Annotated in this window: 17 protein-coding genes; 3 read left to right on the forward strand and 14 right to left on the reverse strand. The window is 73.8% G+C overall.

All coding sequences use genetic code 11. The annotated features are described in order from the left end of the window. The first annotated feature begins 349 nt into the window (after nucleotides 1-349). Nucleotides 350-964 (forward strand): SCO3374 family protein, encoded by a 615-nt coding sequence (locus ACIA79_RS16315; protein ID WP_399428928.1) that lies wholly within the window; start codon nucleotides 350-352, stop codon nucleotides 962-964. On the opposite strand, the gene ACIA79_RS16320 is transcribed toward ACIA79_RS16315, so the two are convergent. The 10 genes from ACIA79_RS16320 to ACIA79_RS16365 form a co-directional block, all read right to left on the reverse strand. Next, complete coding sequence (locus tag ACIA79_RS16320; RefSeq protein ID WP_399428929.1) at nucleotides 933-1,268, reverse strand: Lsr2 family protein; 336 nt, start codon at nucleotides 1,266-1,268, stop codon at nucleotides 933-935. The two genes, ACIA79_RS16315 and ACIA79_RS16320, sit on opposite strands and share 32 nt — an antisense overlap. 148 nt (nucleotides 1,269-1,416) lie before the next feature. Continuing rightward, nucleotides 1,417-1,965, reverse strand: a complete 549-nt coding sequence (locus tag ACIA79_RS16325; RefSeq protein ID WP_399428930.1) for an amino-acid N-acetyltransferase — start codon at nucleotides 1,963-1,965, stop codon at nucleotides 1,417-1,419. A gap of 9 nt (nucleotides 1,966-1,974) precedes the next feature. Next, nucleotides 1,975-2,514, reverse strand: coding sequence for a BlaI/MecI/CopY family transcriptional regulator (locus tag ACIA79_RS16330; protein ID WP_399428931.1), 540 nt, complete (start codon nucleotides 2,512-2,514; stop codon nucleotides 1,975-1,977). 128 nt (nucleotides 2,515-2,642) lie between these two features. Then, nucleotides 2,643-2,834, reverse strand: a complete 192-nt coding sequence (locus ACIA79_RS16335; RefSeq protein WP_399428932.1) for a hypothetical protein — start codon at nucleotides 2,832-2,834, stop codon at nucleotides 2,643-2,645. A 14-nt stretch (nucleotides 2,835-2,848) separates the two neighbouring features. Further along, entirely contained in the window at nucleotides 2,849-3,439 is a 591-nt protein-coding gene (locus tag ACIA79_RS16340; protein WP_399429173.1) for a hypothetical protein, read from the reverse strand. Between the two features lie 137 nt (nucleotides 3,440-3,576). Further along, a complete protein-coding gene (locus ACIA79_RS16345) occupies nucleotides 3,577-4,383 on the reverse strand; it encodes a type III pantothenate kinase (protein ID WP_399428933.1) in 807 nt (268 codons plus the stop codon). Beyond that, nucleotides 4,383-5,405 carry a carboxylating nicotinate-nucleotide diphosphorylase gene (gene nadC / locus ACIA79_RS16350; RefSeq protein WP_399428934.1) on the reverse strand — a complete coding sequence of 341 codons (1,023 nt, stop codon included), beginning with the start codon at nucleotides 5,403-5,405 and terminating at the stop codon, nucleotides 4,383-4,385. Before nadC ends, ACIA79_RS16345 begins: the two co-directional genes overlap by 1 nt. A gap of 2 nt (nucleotides 5,406-5,407) precedes the next feature. Continuing rightward, a complete protein-coding gene (locus tag ACIA79_RS16355; protein WP_399428935.1) occupies nucleotides 5,408-7,099 on the reverse strand; it encodes an L-aspartate oxidase in 1,692 nt (563 codons plus the stop codon). Continuing rightward, nucleotides 7,096-8,106, reverse strand: a complete 1,011-nt coding sequence (panC, locus tag ACIA79_RS16360) for a pantoate--beta-alanine ligase (protein ID WP_399428936.1) — start codon at nucleotides 8,104-8,106, stop codon at nucleotides 7,096-7,098. The genes ACIA79_RS16355 and panC overlap by 4 nt, the downstream gene beginning before the upstream one ends. Then, nucleotides 8,103-9,038, reverse strand: a complete 936-nt coding sequence (locus tag ACIA79_RS16365) for a Rossmann-like and DUF2520 domain-containing protein (RefSeq protein WP_399428938.1) — start codon at nucleotides 9,036-9,038, stop codon at nucleotides 8,103-8,105. The genes panC and ACIA79_RS16365 overlap by 4 nt, the downstream gene beginning before the upstream one ends. Before the next feature lie 125 nt (nucleotides 9,039-9,163). Between ACIA79_RS16365 and ACIA79_RS16370 the strand changes: the two genes are divergently transcribed. Next, complete coding sequence (locus tag ACIA79_RS16370; protein WP_399428939.1) at nucleotides 9,164-10,501, forward strand: threonine aldolase family protein; 1,338 nt, start codon at nucleotides 9,164-9,166, stop codon at nucleotides 10,499-10,501. A 159-nt stretch (nucleotides 10,502-10,660) separates the two neighbouring features. Here the strand turns inward: ACIA79_RS16370 and ACIA79_RS16375 are convergent, their stop codons facing one another. Then, nucleotides 10,661-10,843, reverse strand: a complete 183-nt coding sequence (locus ACIA79_RS16375) for a hypothetical protein (RefSeq protein WP_399428940.1) — start codon at nucleotides 10,841-10,843, stop codon at nucleotides 10,661-10,663. A 98-nt stretch (nucleotides 10,844-10,941) separates the two neighbouring features. Between ACIA79_RS16375 and ACIA79_RS16380 the strand changes: the two genes are divergently transcribed. Next, entirely contained in the window at nucleotides 10,942-12,036 is a 1,095-nt protein-coding gene (locus ACIA79_RS16380; RefSeq protein ID WP_399428941.1) for a DUF5937 family protein, read from the forward strand. A gap of 67 nt (nucleotides 12,037-12,103) precedes the next feature. On the opposite strand, the gene ACIA79_RS16385 is transcribed toward ACIA79_RS16380, so the two are convergent. The 3 genes from ACIA79_RS16385 to ACIA79_RS16395 are packed head-to-tail and all read right to left on the reverse strand — an operon-like array spanning nucleotide 12,104 to nucleotide 14,616. Next, entirely contained in the window at nucleotides 12,104-12,709 is a 606-nt protein-coding gene (locus ACIA79_RS16385; protein WP_399428942.1) for an AAA family ATPase, read from the reverse strand. Between the two features lie 5 nt (nucleotides 12,710-12,714). Beyond that, nucleotides 12,715-13,392 carry a response regulator gene (locus ACIA79_RS16390; RefSeq protein ID WP_399428943.1) on the reverse strand — a complete coding sequence of 226 codons (678 nt, stop codon included), beginning with the start codon at nucleotides 13,390-13,392 and terminating at the stop codon, nucleotides 12,715-12,717. 21 nt (nucleotides 13,393-13,413) lie between these two features. After that, nucleotides 13,414-14,616: a sensor histidine kinase gene (locus tag ACIA79_RS16395; RefSeq protein WP_399428944.1), complete on the reverse strand. Its 1,203-nt coding sequence runs from the start codon at nucleotides 14,614-14,616 to the stop codon at nucleotides 13,414-13,416. Nucleotides 14,617-14,674 lie beyond the last annotated feature (58 nt).

The raw sequence follows: 14,674 nt of genomic DNA on the forward strand, positions 1-14,674 counted from the left end.
GACCGCTCATTCCAACTGCCGACACCCGTCTCTGGCCTCCTGACCCGAACGCCGACAAATGCTCCAACCCGATGGTGCGAGACGATGTTCCCGCAGGCCAGGTACTTACCCACACCGGCAGTACGCCGATGGCGAACGTGAGACGCCCCGAACCTGCGTGTCGCCCCTCCCCACTAGGAATGTCTTACCCGTAAGCACTGACACTCCATGCGGTGAACCCGGGTTCCCTCAGCTAAGGGCGAACACCCTTGCGCCCCTCCACACCTCCGGACACCCCCGCGTCCGACACGAACCGTAACGGCGGACGCACGATGCGTAACTTCGCGGGCGGCTCGGAAGTTCCCCGGGTATGGCCATCACCATCCCGCTCCCGCGCCTGCCGCTCGACGGCGGTGAGGCCGCGCGGTGGTACGAGAACGAACTCGGCTGGGCCGCCGCCGCGGGCACCGGCGGGGCGGAGCTGCTGACGGGGCTCCGCTTCGACGTGCTGGAGATGCCGGTCGCCGCGGGGACCGCCGTGCTGCGGCGGCTGGGCGGGCACTGGCCCGTCGCTGTCGAGGGCGCCCGGATGCGCATGCTGGTCGCCGCGGGCGGCGCGGAGGAGCTGCCCGGGCTGCTCGACTGGCTGGAGTGGGGCGGGATCGCCCTCGACCTGTCCGCGCGGGGCGCGGGCGGCCGGATCTCCGCCCCGCTTCCCCCAGGATGGAGCGGATCCGGCTCGCCGGGCGCCGCGGTGTGGCTGCGCGCCCCCGTGCCGGGGCGCGAAGTGGAGCCGACGCTTCCGGCGCTGCCCGCCCTGGCGGCGGCACCGGGGCCGGCGGGTGCGGCTGCCGGGGGCAGTGGGGGTGCCCCCTGTCTCGTACGACTCGTGGACGCGGCGGCGACGGCGTGCCACCGTGTCCGGCTCCTGAGCGCCCGGGACGCGGCCGCGCTCAGTTGTTGGCGTCCTCGTACGCCTTCTTGATGTCGGCGGGGACGCGGCCGCGGTCGTTCACGTTGTAGCCCTGCTCCTTGGCCCACGCGCGGATCTTCGCGGTGTCGGGGCTGCCGCCGGTGGCGACGCGCCCCTTGCCGCGGCCACCCGCGGCCCGGCCACCGGTGCGGCGGCCGCTCTTGGTGTACGGCTCGAGCAGGCTGCGGAGCTTGTCGGCATTGGCGGTGGTGAGGTCGATCTCGTACGTCTTGCCGTCCAGAGCGAACGTCACCGTCTCGTCCGCCTCGCCACCGTCGAGGTCGTCAACAAGAAGGACCTGAACCTTCTGTGCCACCGGATTTCCTTTCATCGAAAATGCAGTACGCGGAAAGGAAACCGCTTTTCCCTGAAAAACACAAACCCCCGGGAGAGGTTCGGAACCCCGGGAACGCGGGAAACATACGCGATTCGGACATAGGGATCGCCTTCCGGCGATCGGCCGATCACAGGTGCAGAAGCATCCGGCTGTTGCCCAAGGTGTTGGGCTTCACTCGTTCGAGACCGAGGAACTCGGCGACGCCCTCGTCATAGGAACGCAGGAGCTCGGCGTAGACATCTCCGGCGACCGGCGTCTCACCGATCTCGACGAAGCCGTGCTTCGAGAAGAAGTCCACTTCGAAGGTCAGGCAGAATACCCGGCGCACACCGAGCCAGCGGGCGGTGTCGAGCAACTTGTCCAGCACCAGATGACCGACGCCGGCGCCCTTGAAGTGGGGATCCACGGCGAGAGTGCGCACTTCGGCGAGGTCTTCCCACATCACGTGGAGTGCGCCGCAGCCTACAACCGTGCCGTCCTCGTCGCGTTCGGCGACCCAGAACTCCTGGATGTCCTCGTAAAGCGTGACCGTGGCTTTGTCGAGCAGGATGCCCCGCGTGACGTACGGGTCGACCAGGCGGCGGACGGCCGGCACATCGCCGGTACGGGCCCGCCGGACGGTCACGGCTTTTGCGGCGGGATTGGGCTGCGGGGACGGAAGCTCGGTCGACGGCATGGCTGGACGCTATCGTCCGGTCCGGGCCCCGCCGTCGGCACCCTCGGAGTCCGTCGCGGGGCCGGCACCTTCTCCTCCGGCCCGTTCCTGTTCCGCTTGCGGGGGTTCTCCGCCCGCTCCTTCGCGGCCCTCTTGCCGCGTCCCTTGCCGCATCTCTTCGGCGCTCTGTGCGGAGGCGCCTTCCGGGGTGTCCCGCTGCACGATGCGGATGGCGTCATTCAGCGACTCGCGCTGCTCGGCCGACATCATGCCGAAGAAGGCCACGAGGGCGGCGGCCGGGTTGTCGCTCTTCGACCACGCTTCGTTCATCAGTGCGGCCGAGTAGGCGGCGCGGGTGGAGACCGCGGTATATCGATAGGCGCGGCCCGAGACTTCCCGGCGCACCCAGCCCTTCTGATGGAGATTGTCCATTACCGTCATGACGGTGGTGTAGGCGATGGACCGTTCCTGCTGGAGATCCTCCAGGACTTCCCGGACGGTGACCGGCCGGTTCCATTGCCACACGCGCGTCATGACGGCGTCTTCGAGCTCTCCCAATTGACGGGGCACGTCGCCACCATAGTGGGGGATGTCGGAATAGCTGGCTATTGACCCATCAAAGGGTAACAAAAAGGGCGTACGCCGCGTAAGCGGTCGTACGCCCTTGGTGCGGCCGGCTGCAGCCGGCCGTGCGGGCTTCAGCCGGCCGTGCCGGCGGCGGCGGAGTCGTCCGCCTGGCGGGTGGCCTCGGCGCGGGAGAGCGCCGCGTCGACGGCCGCGTCCTCCTTGGCCTTGTTCGGGCCGCCCTGGCTCTTGACGATCGTCACGACGAGGCCGATGAAGAAGGCGGCCATCACCACCGGGGGCAGGAGCGCGGATACGTAGTCCATGGCGTCCAGGGTAGCTAGCTCGCCGCCCGCTTCTCGGGCGGGGGCGCCGCGGGTCGCCGGCGCGGCGGGAAGACCTCCGACGGTTTGGGCACCGGACGCTCGGCGGGCGGTGTGTCCGGCGACGAGGGGGCGGGCTTGGGCTTCGGCGGGTCCGCGGCGGCGCGGCCGCCCGGCAGTGCGAGCAGCCGGGTGCGCGGCCGGGCCGTCGCGGACCACGCGGGCGGGGCGGTCCGCTGGCCTGCCAGGCGGGCCCGTACGGACTGCTCGGCCAGCACCTGGCAGCGGGCCAGGAGCGCGGCCCCCGGGGCGGTGTGCCGCAGGCCGCGCAGCGCGGCGAGGTCCTCGGGGCGCGGGTCGTAGCCGGTCGCCAGGGCGTCCTGGAGCAGGCCCAGGTAGCCGGAGGCGGAGCCGGGGAGGGCGTCCCGGTACCGGGCGAGGTCGGCGAACAGGAAGGCGCGCAGCCGTGCGGCCTCGCGGACCGCCTCGTCCACGGAGCCGGCGAGGCGATGGCAGTCCTGGACGTCCTCGTAGTCGAGCGGGGTCGGGTGAAGGGCGTGGGCGAGGGCGCGTCGGAGCACACGCAGCTCGTCTGCGCCGAACGCCAGGCCGCCGCGGGATCCGTATGGCGTGGGCATGGCCCGACGATACGTGCTAATCGGACAAAATTTGTTTAAGCGATCAATGGTGGGCGCGTTGCCGCGCGGGCCGCGTCCGGCACCCGGCGGCAGCCGCGCCCCCTGCGCTACATGCGCGAGACGTTGCGCTCGTAGACCAGCCGCAGACCGATGAGGGTGAGCCAGGGCTCGTGCTCGTCGATGGCCTTGGCCTCGCCCAGGACCATCGGGGCCAGGCCGCCCGTGGCGATCACCGTGACCTCACCGGGGTCGCCGGACGGGCCGACCAGTTCGTGCTTCATGCGCTGCACGACGCCGTCGACCTGGCCGGCGAAGCCGTACACGATGCCGGCCTGCATCGCCTCGACCGTGTTCTTGCCGATCACGCTGCGCGGGCGGGCCAGCTCGATCTTGCGCAGCTGGGCGCCGCGCACCCCGAGCGCCTCGACGGAGATCTCGATGCCGGGCGCGATGACGCCGCCCGCGTACTCGCCGCGGGCGCTGACCGCGTCGTACGTCGTCGCCGTGCCGAAGTCGACCACGATCGCCGGACCGCCGTAGAGCTCGACGGCGGCGACCGCGTTGATGATGCGGTCCGCGCCGACCTCCTTGGGGTTGTCCATGAGGATCGGCACGCCCGTCTTGATACCGGGCTCGACCAGGACGGCCGGGACGTCGCCGTAGTAGCGGCGGGTGACCTCGCGCAGCTCGTGCAGGACGGACGGGACCGTCGAGCAGATGGCGATGCCCTCGATGCCGTCGCCGAGCTCGTCGCCGAGCAGCGGGTGCGTGCCCATCAGGCCCTGCATGAGCACGGCCAGCTCGTCGGCCGTGCGGCGGGGGTCCGTGGAGATCCGCCAGTGCTCGACGATCTCCTCGCCGTCGAACAGGCCGAGGACCGTCTGGGTGTTGCCGACGTCGATCGTGAGCAGCATCAGCCCTGCTCCGCCTCTCGCAGGTCGAGGCCGATGTCGAGGATCGGGGCGGAGTGCGTCAGGGCGCCCACCGCGAGGTAGTCGACCCCGGTCGCGGCGTACGCGGCGGCGTTCTCCAGGGTCAGCCGGCCGGAGGACTCCAGGGCGGCACGGCCCGCGACGATCGTGACGGCCTCCTCCGTCTCGGCCGGCGTGAAGTTGTCGAGCAGGATCAGGTCGGCGCCCGCCTCCAGGACCTCCCGGACCTGGTGGAGGGTGTCCACCTCGACCTCGATCGGCACGTCGGGGAACTGCGCGCGCACCGCCTTGAAGGCCTCCGCGACGCCGCCGGCCGCGACCACGTGGTTGTCCTTGACCAGCGCGGCGTCGGACAGCGACATGCGGTGGTTGACCCCGCCGCCGCAGCGCACGGCGTACTTCTCCAGGGCGCGCAGGCCCGGGGTCGTCTTGCGGGTGTCGCGGACCTGCGCCTTGTACCCCTCCAGGGCGTCCGCCCACGCGCGTGTGGCGGTGGCGATGCCGGACAGGCGGCACATGATGTTGAGCGCGCTGCGCTCGCCGGTGAGCAGGTCGCGGGTGCGGGTGGTGACGGACAGCAGCTTCTGGCCCGCCTCCACCCGGTCGCCGTCCTCGGCGTGCCGCTCGACGGCGAACTCTTCGGTGCAGACCACGGACATGATCGCCTCGGCGACGTGGATGCCCGCGACGACGCCCGCCTCCCGGGCGGTGAAGTCGGCGGTGGCCACGGCGTCCGCCGGGACGGTGGCGACGGTCGTGACGTCCACCCCGCCGTCCAGGTCCTCCTCGATCGCGCGGTACGCCACGTCCTCGACGAGGACGGGATCGAGACCGGCGTTCACCAGCAGCGCGGCGAGCGCGGGGTCCAGCCCGCACTCGTACACCTCGTCGTCGCCGCCGCAGCCGCAGCCGTCACCGCATCCACCGCCGGACTGGTCGGCCGGTGCGGTGATGTTGATCAGGGGGACGTCCACGGGCTCCGGACGTTCTTCGGGCGTGCTCACGGTTACGGCTCCTGGGGGGCGTCGGCGACGGTCGGGGGGAAGTCTTGGCTGTCGGTGGGGCGGACGTCCAGAGTCCGGTCCGGGCGCAGCCGTACGACGAGGTGGCGGCGCCAGGCCGCGTCCTCGCGGCCGGGGTGGTCCTCGCGCCAGTGGCAGCCGCGGGTCTCCTCGCGGCGGCGGGCGGCCGTGACGAGGACACGGGCGACGCACAGCAGGTTGGTGGTCTCCCAGGACTCGACACCGGGCTCGGCGGCCTTGCCGTCCTCACCCGCGACCGCGGTCGCGTGCACGGCTTCGAGCTGCTTCGCGGCCTCGGCGAGGCTGGCCGCGGAGCGCAGCACGCCGGCGCCGTGCGTCATCACATGCTGGATGTGCGTACGGGAGGCGGGGTCCAGCAGCGGCAGGGCGCGGGGGGCGGGGTGCGGCGCGGGGGCGCCGGCCTCGCGGGCGGCGTGCGCGGCGATGTCGTCGGCGATGCGCTCCGCGAAGACCAGGCCCTCCAGGAGCGAGTTCGACGCGAGGCGGTTGGCTCCGTGGACGCCGGTGCAGGCCACCTCGCCGCAGGCGTACAGGCCGGGCACCGTCGTACGGCCGTGCAGATCGGTGCGGACGCCGCCGGAGGCGTAGTGGGCCGCCGGGGCGACCGGGATCGGCTCGGTCACCGGGTCGATGCCGTGGGCGCGGCAGGCGGCGAGGATCGTCGGGAAGCGCGACGCCCACATCCCGGCGCCGAAGTGCCGGGCGTCGAGGTACATGTGCCGGGCGCCCTGCTCACGCATGCGGCGCATGATGCCCTTGGCCACGATGTCGCGCGGGGCGAGCTCGGCCAGCTCGTGCTGCCCCACCATGAAGCGGACGCCGTCCGCGTCGACCAGGTGGGCGCCCTCGCCGCGGACCGCCTCGGAGACCAGCGGCTGCTGGCCCTCCGCGTCGGGGCCGAGGAACAGCACGGTCGGGTGGAACTGGACGAACTCCAGGTCGCTGACCTCGGCGCCGGCACGCAGCGCGAGCGCGACGCCGTCGCCGGTGGAGACCGCGGGGTTGGTGGTGGCGGAGAAGACCTGGCCCATGCCGCCGGTGGCGAGGACGACCGCGGGCGCGTGGACGGCGCCGACGCCGTCGTGCTGCCCCTCGCCCATGACGTGCAGCGTCACGCCCGCCGTACGGCCCTCGGCGTCGGTGAGGAGGTCCAGCACCAGGGCGTTCTCGATGGTGCGCACGCCGCGGTCGCGGACCGCGTCGACCAGGGCACGGGAGATCTCGGCGCCGGTCGCGTCGCCGCCCGCGTGCGCGATGCGGCGGCGGTGGTGGCCGCCCTCGCGGGTCAGCTCGATGGTGCCGGCCTCGTCCGTGTCGAACCGGGCACCGGTCTCGATCAGGCGGCGGACCGCGTCGGGACCCTCGGTGACCAGGGTGCGGACGGCCTCCTCGTCGCACAGCCCGGCGCCCGCGACGAGCGTGTCGTCGAGGTGCTGTTCGGGCGTGTCCCCCTCGCCGAGCGCCGCGGCGATGCCGCCCTGGGCCCAGCGCGTGGAGCCGTCGTCCAGGCGGGCCTTGGTGACGACGACCGTACGCAGCCCGGCGGCCGCGGTGCGCAGGGCGGCGGTCAGACCGGCGACGCCGGAGCCGACGACGACGACGTCGGCGTCGATGGCCCAGCCGGGGGCCGGGGCCTGGAGGCGTATGCCGGTCATGCGGGTGCTCCGAAGGTGAGGGGAAGATTGTCGATGAGCCGGGTGGTGCCGACCTTCGCGGCGACCGCGAGGATCGCCTCACCGGTGTGGTCGTCGGGCACTTCGGTGAAGTCGGCGGGGTCCACCAGGGCCAGGTAGTCGAGGGCGAGCGGCGGCTTCCGCTTGGCCGCCTCGTCGAGTACCGCGCGGGCCGCCGCCCGAACCGCGTCGGCGCCGCCGGGACCGGCCGCGGCCACGGCGTGGGCGTCGGCCGCGGCGCGGGACTCGCCCAGCTTGGACAGCGCCTCGGCGCGGCTCTCGGAGGCCGGCAGGGTCGCGGCGCGGGCCCGCAGCGCCGCCTGCGCGGCGAGCCGGTCGCGAGCGGCGAACAGCGCGGCGGACAGGGCGAGGGCGGTACGGCGCTCGCCCGGCGACAGGTAGCGGTTGCGGCTGGAGAGCGCGAGGCCGTCGGGCTCGCGGACCGTCGGCACGCCCACGATCTCGACCGGGAAGTTCAGGTCGCGCGCCATGCGGCGGATCAGGGCGAGCTGCTGGGCGTCCTTCTGGCCGAAGAACGCGACATCGGGGCGGGTCAGGTGGAGCAGCTTGGCGACGACGGTGAGCATGCCGTCGAAGTGGCCCGGGCGGGAGGCGCCTTCGAGGCGCTCGCCCATGGGGCCGGCGGAGATCCGGACCTGGGGCTCCCCGCCGGGGTAGACCTCCGCCACGGAGGGCGCGAAGACGGCGTCGGCGCCCGCGCGCTCGGCGGTCTTGAGGTCGGCCTCCAGGGTGCGCGGGTAGCGGTCGAGGTCCTCGCCCGCGCCGAACTGGAGCGGATTGACGAAGACCGTGACCAGGACGTAGCCCTTCCTGCCGACGTGCGCGCGGGCCGCGCGGACGAGAGCGGCGTGGCCCTCGTGCAGGGCGCCCATGGTCATGACGACCGCGGTGCGGCCGCGGGGCGCGAAGTGCTCCAGCACGTGGTCCAGCTCGTCACGCGTGTCGATCAGCTCGAACTCGGGGCTCATCGGTTGCTGTCTCCTTCCGCGCCGGGGCCGCCGTCGGCTCCGGCCGAGCCGTCCGCGAGGACGCCGAGCAGGTCCTCCGCGAGCTCCGCCTTGAGGACACCGTGGGCGAGGGCGCGGTCCGCGGTCGTACGGGCCATGGCGAGGTACCCGGCGACGGAGGCCGGGGCGTGCTTGCGCAGCTCGGCGACGTGCGCGGCGACCGTGCCGGCGTCGCCGCGCGCGACGGGGCCGGTCAGGGCGGCGTCACCGGAGCGCAGGGCGTTGTCGAGGGCGGCGCCCAGCAGCGGGCCGAGCATCCGGTCGGGGGCGCCGACCCCGGCCGTGCGGAGCAGTTCCATGGACTGGGCCACCAGGGTGACCAGGTAGTTCGCGCCCAGGGCCAGGGCGGCGTGGTACAGCGGGCGGGCTTCCTCGGCGATCCACTCGGGCTCGCCGCCCATCTCGATGACCAGCGCCTCGGCGGCGAGGCGCAGTTCCTCGGGTGCGGTGACGCCGAAGGAGCAGCCGGCCAGCCGCTGCACGTCGACGGGGGTGCCGGTGAACGTCATGACGGGGTGCAGGGCGAGCGGCAGCGCGCCGGCGCGGCGGGCCGGGTCCAGCACGGCCGTGCCGTACCGCCCCGAGGTGTGCACCAGGAGCTGTCCGGGACGTACGGCTCCGGTCTCCGCCAGTCCCTGGACCAGGCCGGGCAGGACGTCGTCGGGGACGGTGAGCAGGACGAGCTCGGCGCGCTCCAGCACCTGGGCGGGCGGTACCAGCGGCACACCGGGCAGCAGCTCGGCGGCGCGCCGCAGGGACGCGTCGGACACGCCGGAGACGGCGACCGGGCGGTGCCCGGCGAGCTGCAGGGACGCGGCGAGGGCGGGTCCGACCCGGCCGGCGCCGACGACGCCGACGGTGAGCCGGGCGGGGCGGGGTGGTGATGCGTTCACGCGGGCGACGGCCTTCCGTTCCAGTCCGCGGGGGGTACCGGACGATTTCTCGTCATGCTACGCCAGCGTTTCGCTCCGCTGGCCGACTGTCCACAGGGGGTGACTGGCGGTGTGATGATCGGACGATGAGCGACGCGCGCGACGGCGAGACCGACGGCAGGCCCGAGGGCGGGGACGGCGTCCGGGGCGGGGACCTGGACCGGGGCGAGGGGCGGGGCCGCGACCGGGGCGAGGGGCGGGGCCGCGACCGTGCCGGGGGCCGGGACCGCGACCGGGACGACCTGAACGACCTGAACGACCTGAACGACCAGGAGGGTGATCCGAGCGGCGCGAGGGCCGCGAAGGCACGCAGGGTGGCCGCGTGGCGGGCCTCCGGCAAGACGCTGTGGCGCTCGCCCGCGGAGCCGACGCTGGGCGAACGGCTGGCCGCGCTCGCGCGGGACGCCGGCGCGGTCCACGACCTCGCCGACCGGGCGGACATGTACGGCGACGGCGTCGTCGAGGCGCTGGAGCGGCGGGTGGCCGGGCTGCTGGGCTTCCCGGCCGCGGCGTTCTTCCCCACCGGGACCATGGCCCAGCAGGTCGCCCTGCGGTGCTGGGCGGGCCGCACGGGCAACCCGCTCGTGGCCCTGCACCCGCAGTCCCACCCGGTGCGGCACGAACGCGACGCGCTGTCCGCGGTGAGCGGGTTGCGGACGGTCCACGCGACGCAGGCGCCCCGGCTGCCCACCGCCGACGAGGTCAGGAGCCTGGACGAGCCCTTCGGCACGCTCATGCTGGAGCTGCCGCTGCGCGAGGCCGGGTTCGTCCTGCCGTCCTGGGACGAGCTGGTGGACGTGGTGGACGCGGCGCGCGAGCGGGACGCGGTGGTGCACTTCGACGGCGCGAGGCTGTGGGAGTGCGCCCCCTGGTTCGGCCGCGAGCTCTCCGAGATCGCGGGTCTGGCGGACAGCGTGTACGTCTCGTTCTACAAGTCCCTCGGCGGCTTCTCGGGCGCGGCGCTGGCCGGTCCCGAGGAGCTGGTCGAGGAAGCACGGGCCTGGCGGCACCGCTACGGGGGCCAGATCTTCCAGCAGTTCCCGGCGGCGCTGTCCGCCTTGCTGGGCCTGGAGCGGGAGCTGCCGCGGCTGCCGTCGTACGCGGCCCACGCCCGCGTGGTGGCGGCCGCGCTGCGGGAGGGCCTCGCGGAGACGGCGCCCTGGTTCCGGGTGCACCCCGATCCCCCGCACACGCACGAGTTCCAGGTCTGGCTGCCGTACGAGGCCGACGTCCTCACCGAGGCGGCCGTGCGCCAGGCGGAGGACACGGGCGTCACGCTCTTCCGCACCTGGTTCACCCCCGGCCCGGCGGGCCCGCCGGGCATCGCGGTCACGGAGGTCTCCGTCACCGCCCCGGGGCTGGAATGGTCGCGGGAGGACGTGGTGGAGGCGGTACGGGACTTCATGGCCCGGGTGACCGGCTGACGCGGCGGACGCGGAGGCCGGGTGACCGGCTGACGCGGCGGCGTGGGAGCAGGGGTGACGCGGCGGACGCGGAGGCCGGGCCGGCCAGGACGCCTCCCGCCCCGGGGCGGGAGCCCGCACGACAGGACGCCACACCACCCCCGGGGCGCCCGCCTCCCGCTAGGCCCTGCCCCGGGGGCGCGCGGCGCGGACCGGGACGCCCCGCAGCACCTTCATCAGGCGGCGGTGGTCCCGGACCGACCGCAGCACGCGCCAGTCGTGGAGGCCCGGCCGAGGTGGCGGCGGGGTGCCGTGCTGCGCCGAGCGGTAGCTGTCGAGGAGGTGCTGGTGGAGGGCGTTCATGTCCTCCAGGGTCGGCGCAGCGGCCCACCGGGGCGCGCCGATTGACGGGGGACGTCAAATGACGGGAGGCCCGGCGCCGCACCCCTCACCATGGGGGCGTGAGCGTAAGCATCGACATCACCGGACTGCCGCCCGAGCGCATCGTCTTCGAGATCTCGCCCCTCGCCGAGCTGGGCGTGGCGCTGCACGCCCTGTCGGAGCCGGGACACCATCCCGGACTGCACGGCTGGGCCACCGCCACCGCCGCCGCGCTCAAGCCGGACCTCGCCGACCGGCTGCTGGAGGCGGACTTCCTGTGGACGACGACGTTCTCGGACATCCTGACGCCGTTCGCCGGCATCCGCGGCGGTGACGGCCGCACCGGAGCGACGCTCGCCGAGGAGCTGGACCTGCTCGACCGGCTCGACGAGGACCGCTTCATGGCGGCCGCCCTGGAGTTCACCTGCTCCGCGCAGTACGCGGCCGGCGGGCCCGTGCGCCCCGAGCGCGCGCTGGAACTCGCGGCCAACCGCGGCCCCCGGCAGCTGGAGTTCACCCGCCGCCTGCTCTCCGACCCCGTCGGCGTACGGGCCTGGCTGCGCCGGCTCTTCGAGGACTGCGACCGGGCGTTCTTCGCCGACACCTGGCGGCGCGTCCAGCCCGCGCTCGCCGCCGACGCCCGCCACAAGACGGAGCTGCTGCGGCGCAAGGGCCTGCCCGAGGTGCTGCACGCGGTCTCACCCGCCGTCGGCCTCGACGAGGAGGACGGCCGGCGGCGCATCGCGGTCGACAAGCTCTCCGACGGCCGCACCACCGCGGCCGGCAGCGGCGTCACCTTCGTGCCGTCCAGCTTCGGCTGGCCCCATGTATGGGTGCTGCACGCACCGGGCTGGCGCCCCGTCGTGCACTACCCGGTGGGGGCGCCCGAACTGCCCGGCCCCGCCTCCGTCGAACTGCTCCACCTGCGCATGGAGGCGCTGGCCCACCCCATGCGGATGCGCCTGTGCCGGCAGCTGGCGCGCGCCGCGTACACCACCGGCGAACTGGCCGAGTCGTACGGCATCACGCCGCCGGAGGTCTCCCGCCACCTCGCGGTGCTGAAGAAGGCGCAGCTGGTCACCACGCGCCGGCGCGGCCGGTACGTCCTGCACCAGCTGGACGTGACCGCCGTGGCCCGTATCGGCAGCGACTTCCTGGAGACGGTGCTGCGCTAGCGGGTGCCCTGTCATCGGACCGGGCCGGCCTGGCCCGAACGAAGGACCCGGGCCCCGCGGCCCGTCCTCAGTCGAAGCGGATGTGCGCCAGGCCCACGCCGATCCGCCGCAGCCGGTGCCGCAGCGGCCCGTCCGTGTTCGGCAGCGGCCGCAGCCCGGCCGCTGCCGCGACCCGGTCCGCGACCTCGGGCACGGTCAGCCGGTCCGTCCGCAGGTGCGCCGCGAACTCCGGTGCGGCCAGCCGCTCCAGGCACTCGTCCAGCTTGCGCACCGCGAAGCTCTCCCGCTTCAGCCCGCGGCCCAGCCCCCGCTCGCTCAGCCGTCGCAGCACGGTCGCGCGCTCCGCCAGCAGCGCGAAGTGGCGCACGTCGTGGCCCGCGCCGCGCAGCCGGCCGACGACCTCGGCGAAGTACGCCGGGTGCGTCAGCGTCATCGGGGCGATGACCGGTCCGTCCTCGTGGCGCCGCAGCACCAGGTCGAGGACCTCGTACACGCCCTGCCGCCAGGCGGCCAGGTCCTGGAAGTCGCCGCGCAGCGGCTCCGGGATCATGCGGTGCAGGCCGAAGCCGACGTGCTCGGGGTCGCAGACGACCGCTCCGGGCAGGCGGCGCCGCAGCTCGTACGCCGTCTGGGTCTTGCCGCCGCCGTACGGCCCGTTGAGCCAGAGCAGCATCCCGGTCACTTCTGGCCGCCGCCCCCGGCGCGCACCAGCCCCGTCTCGTACGCGAGGACCACCACCTGCACCCGGTCCCGCAGCGCCAGCTTGGTGAGGATGCGGCCGACGTGGGTCTTGACGGTGGCCTCGGACAGCACCAGCCGGGTCGCGATCTCGCCGTTCGACAGGCCCTGCGCGACCAGCATCATGACCTCGCGCTCGCGCTCCGTCAGCTTCTCCAGGGTGGTGTTGCGCGGCTCCGCGCTCGTGGACGGCAGCATCGGGGCGAAGCGGTCCAGCAGCCGGCGGGTCGTGGACGGCGCGACGACCGCGTCACCGCTGTGGACGGAACGGATGGCGGTGAGCAGCTCCCCCGGCGGCACGTCCTTGAGCATGAAGCCGCTCGCGCCCGCCTTCAGCCCGGAGAAGGCGTACTCGTCCAGGTCGAAGGTGGTGAGGATGAGGACCTTCGGGGCACCGGGCGCGCCGCAGATGCGGCGGGTCGCCTCCACGCCGTCGAGGCGCGGCATGCGGACGTCCATCAGCACCACGTCGACCGCGGTGGAGCGCAGGATCTCGATGGCCTCGGCCCCGTCGCCCGCTTCCGCGACGACCTCCATGTCCGGCTGGGCGGCGAGCACCATGCGGAATCCGGTGCGCAGCAGTACCTGGTCGTCGACGAGCATCACACGGATCGACATGCGGTTCCTTCGGGGTGCGGGTCAGTGGGCGGGCTTGAGGGGGAGCAGGGCGCTGATCCGGAAGCCGCCGCCCGGCCGCGGTCCGGCATCCAGGGTGCCGCCGACCATACCGACGCGCTCGCGCATGCCGATCAGGCCGTGGCCCCGGCCGTCGGCGCCGCCGTCCTGGTACAGCTCCTGCGTCGCGCCCCGGCCGTCGTCCTCGACGAGCAGGCCCAGCCCGTCGTCGAAGTACACCAGCCGCACGCTCGCCCCGACGTCCGGGCCGCCGTGCTTGCGGGTGTTGGTCAGGGCCTCCTGGACGATGCGGTAGGCGGTGAGCTCGACGCCGCTCGGCAGCGGGCGCGGGGTGCCCTCGATCCGGAAGTCGACGGCCAGGCCGGCGGTGCGGACCTGTTCGACGAGCTCGCCGATCTGCTCGACGTCCGGCTGCGGTACGTAGTCCTCGGAGTCCTGCGGCTCGCCGGTGCGCAGGATGCCGAGGAGCCGCCGCATCTCGGCGAGGGCCTGGCGGCCGGTGGTGGAGATGGTCTCCAGTGCCTGCTTGGCCTGCTCGGGCGAGCTGTCGAGGACGTAGGCGGCGCCGTCGGCCTGGACGACCATCACGGAGACGTTGTGCGCCACGACGTCGTGCAGTTCGCGCGCGATCCGGGCGCGCTCGGCGGCGACGGCCACCTTGGCCTGCGCCTCGCGCTCCTTCTCCAGGCGCGTGGCGCGCTCCTCCAGCTGCGCGAAGTAGGCGCGGCGCGTGCGCATGGAGTCGCCGAGCACCCAGGCGAGGACGAACGGCACGGTCATCACGACGGTGAAGAAGATCCGCCCGGCCGTCGACACCTCCTCGGCCGGCCAGCGCACCTGCGACAGCGGTGCCGCGGCCACGCCGCCGACCAGGGCGAGGCGGGTCGCCCAGCGGGGGCCGTCGCCGTGTGCGGCCACCGTGTAGATGACGACCAGCATGGCGAAGTCGGCCGGGTTCGTATGGATGTCGAGCACCAGCTGCGCCGCCCCGAGGCCGGCGACGAGCAGCAGCATCCTCTCGGGCGCGCGGCGGCGCAGCGCCACGGCCAGGCAGAGCAGCAGGACGATGCCGGCCGCCGCGGCGCGGGGGTCGGCACCGACGGGTTCGTTGGCCACCCACAGCATGGAGAACCCGAGGAGCATCACAGCCCAGAAGCTGTCGACGCCCGTGGGGTGCCTGCGGATGAAGTCGTAGAGGCGCTGCACGTAACCCAGCGTAGGGAAACGGATAGGTGCAGGGGTCAACCGGAGGTCCTATCCGCAA

Source organism: Streptomyces sp. NPDC051310, assembly GCF_044455245.1.
Lineage (GTDB): Bacteria > Actinomycetota > Actinomycetes > Streptomycetales > Streptomycetaceae > Streptomyces.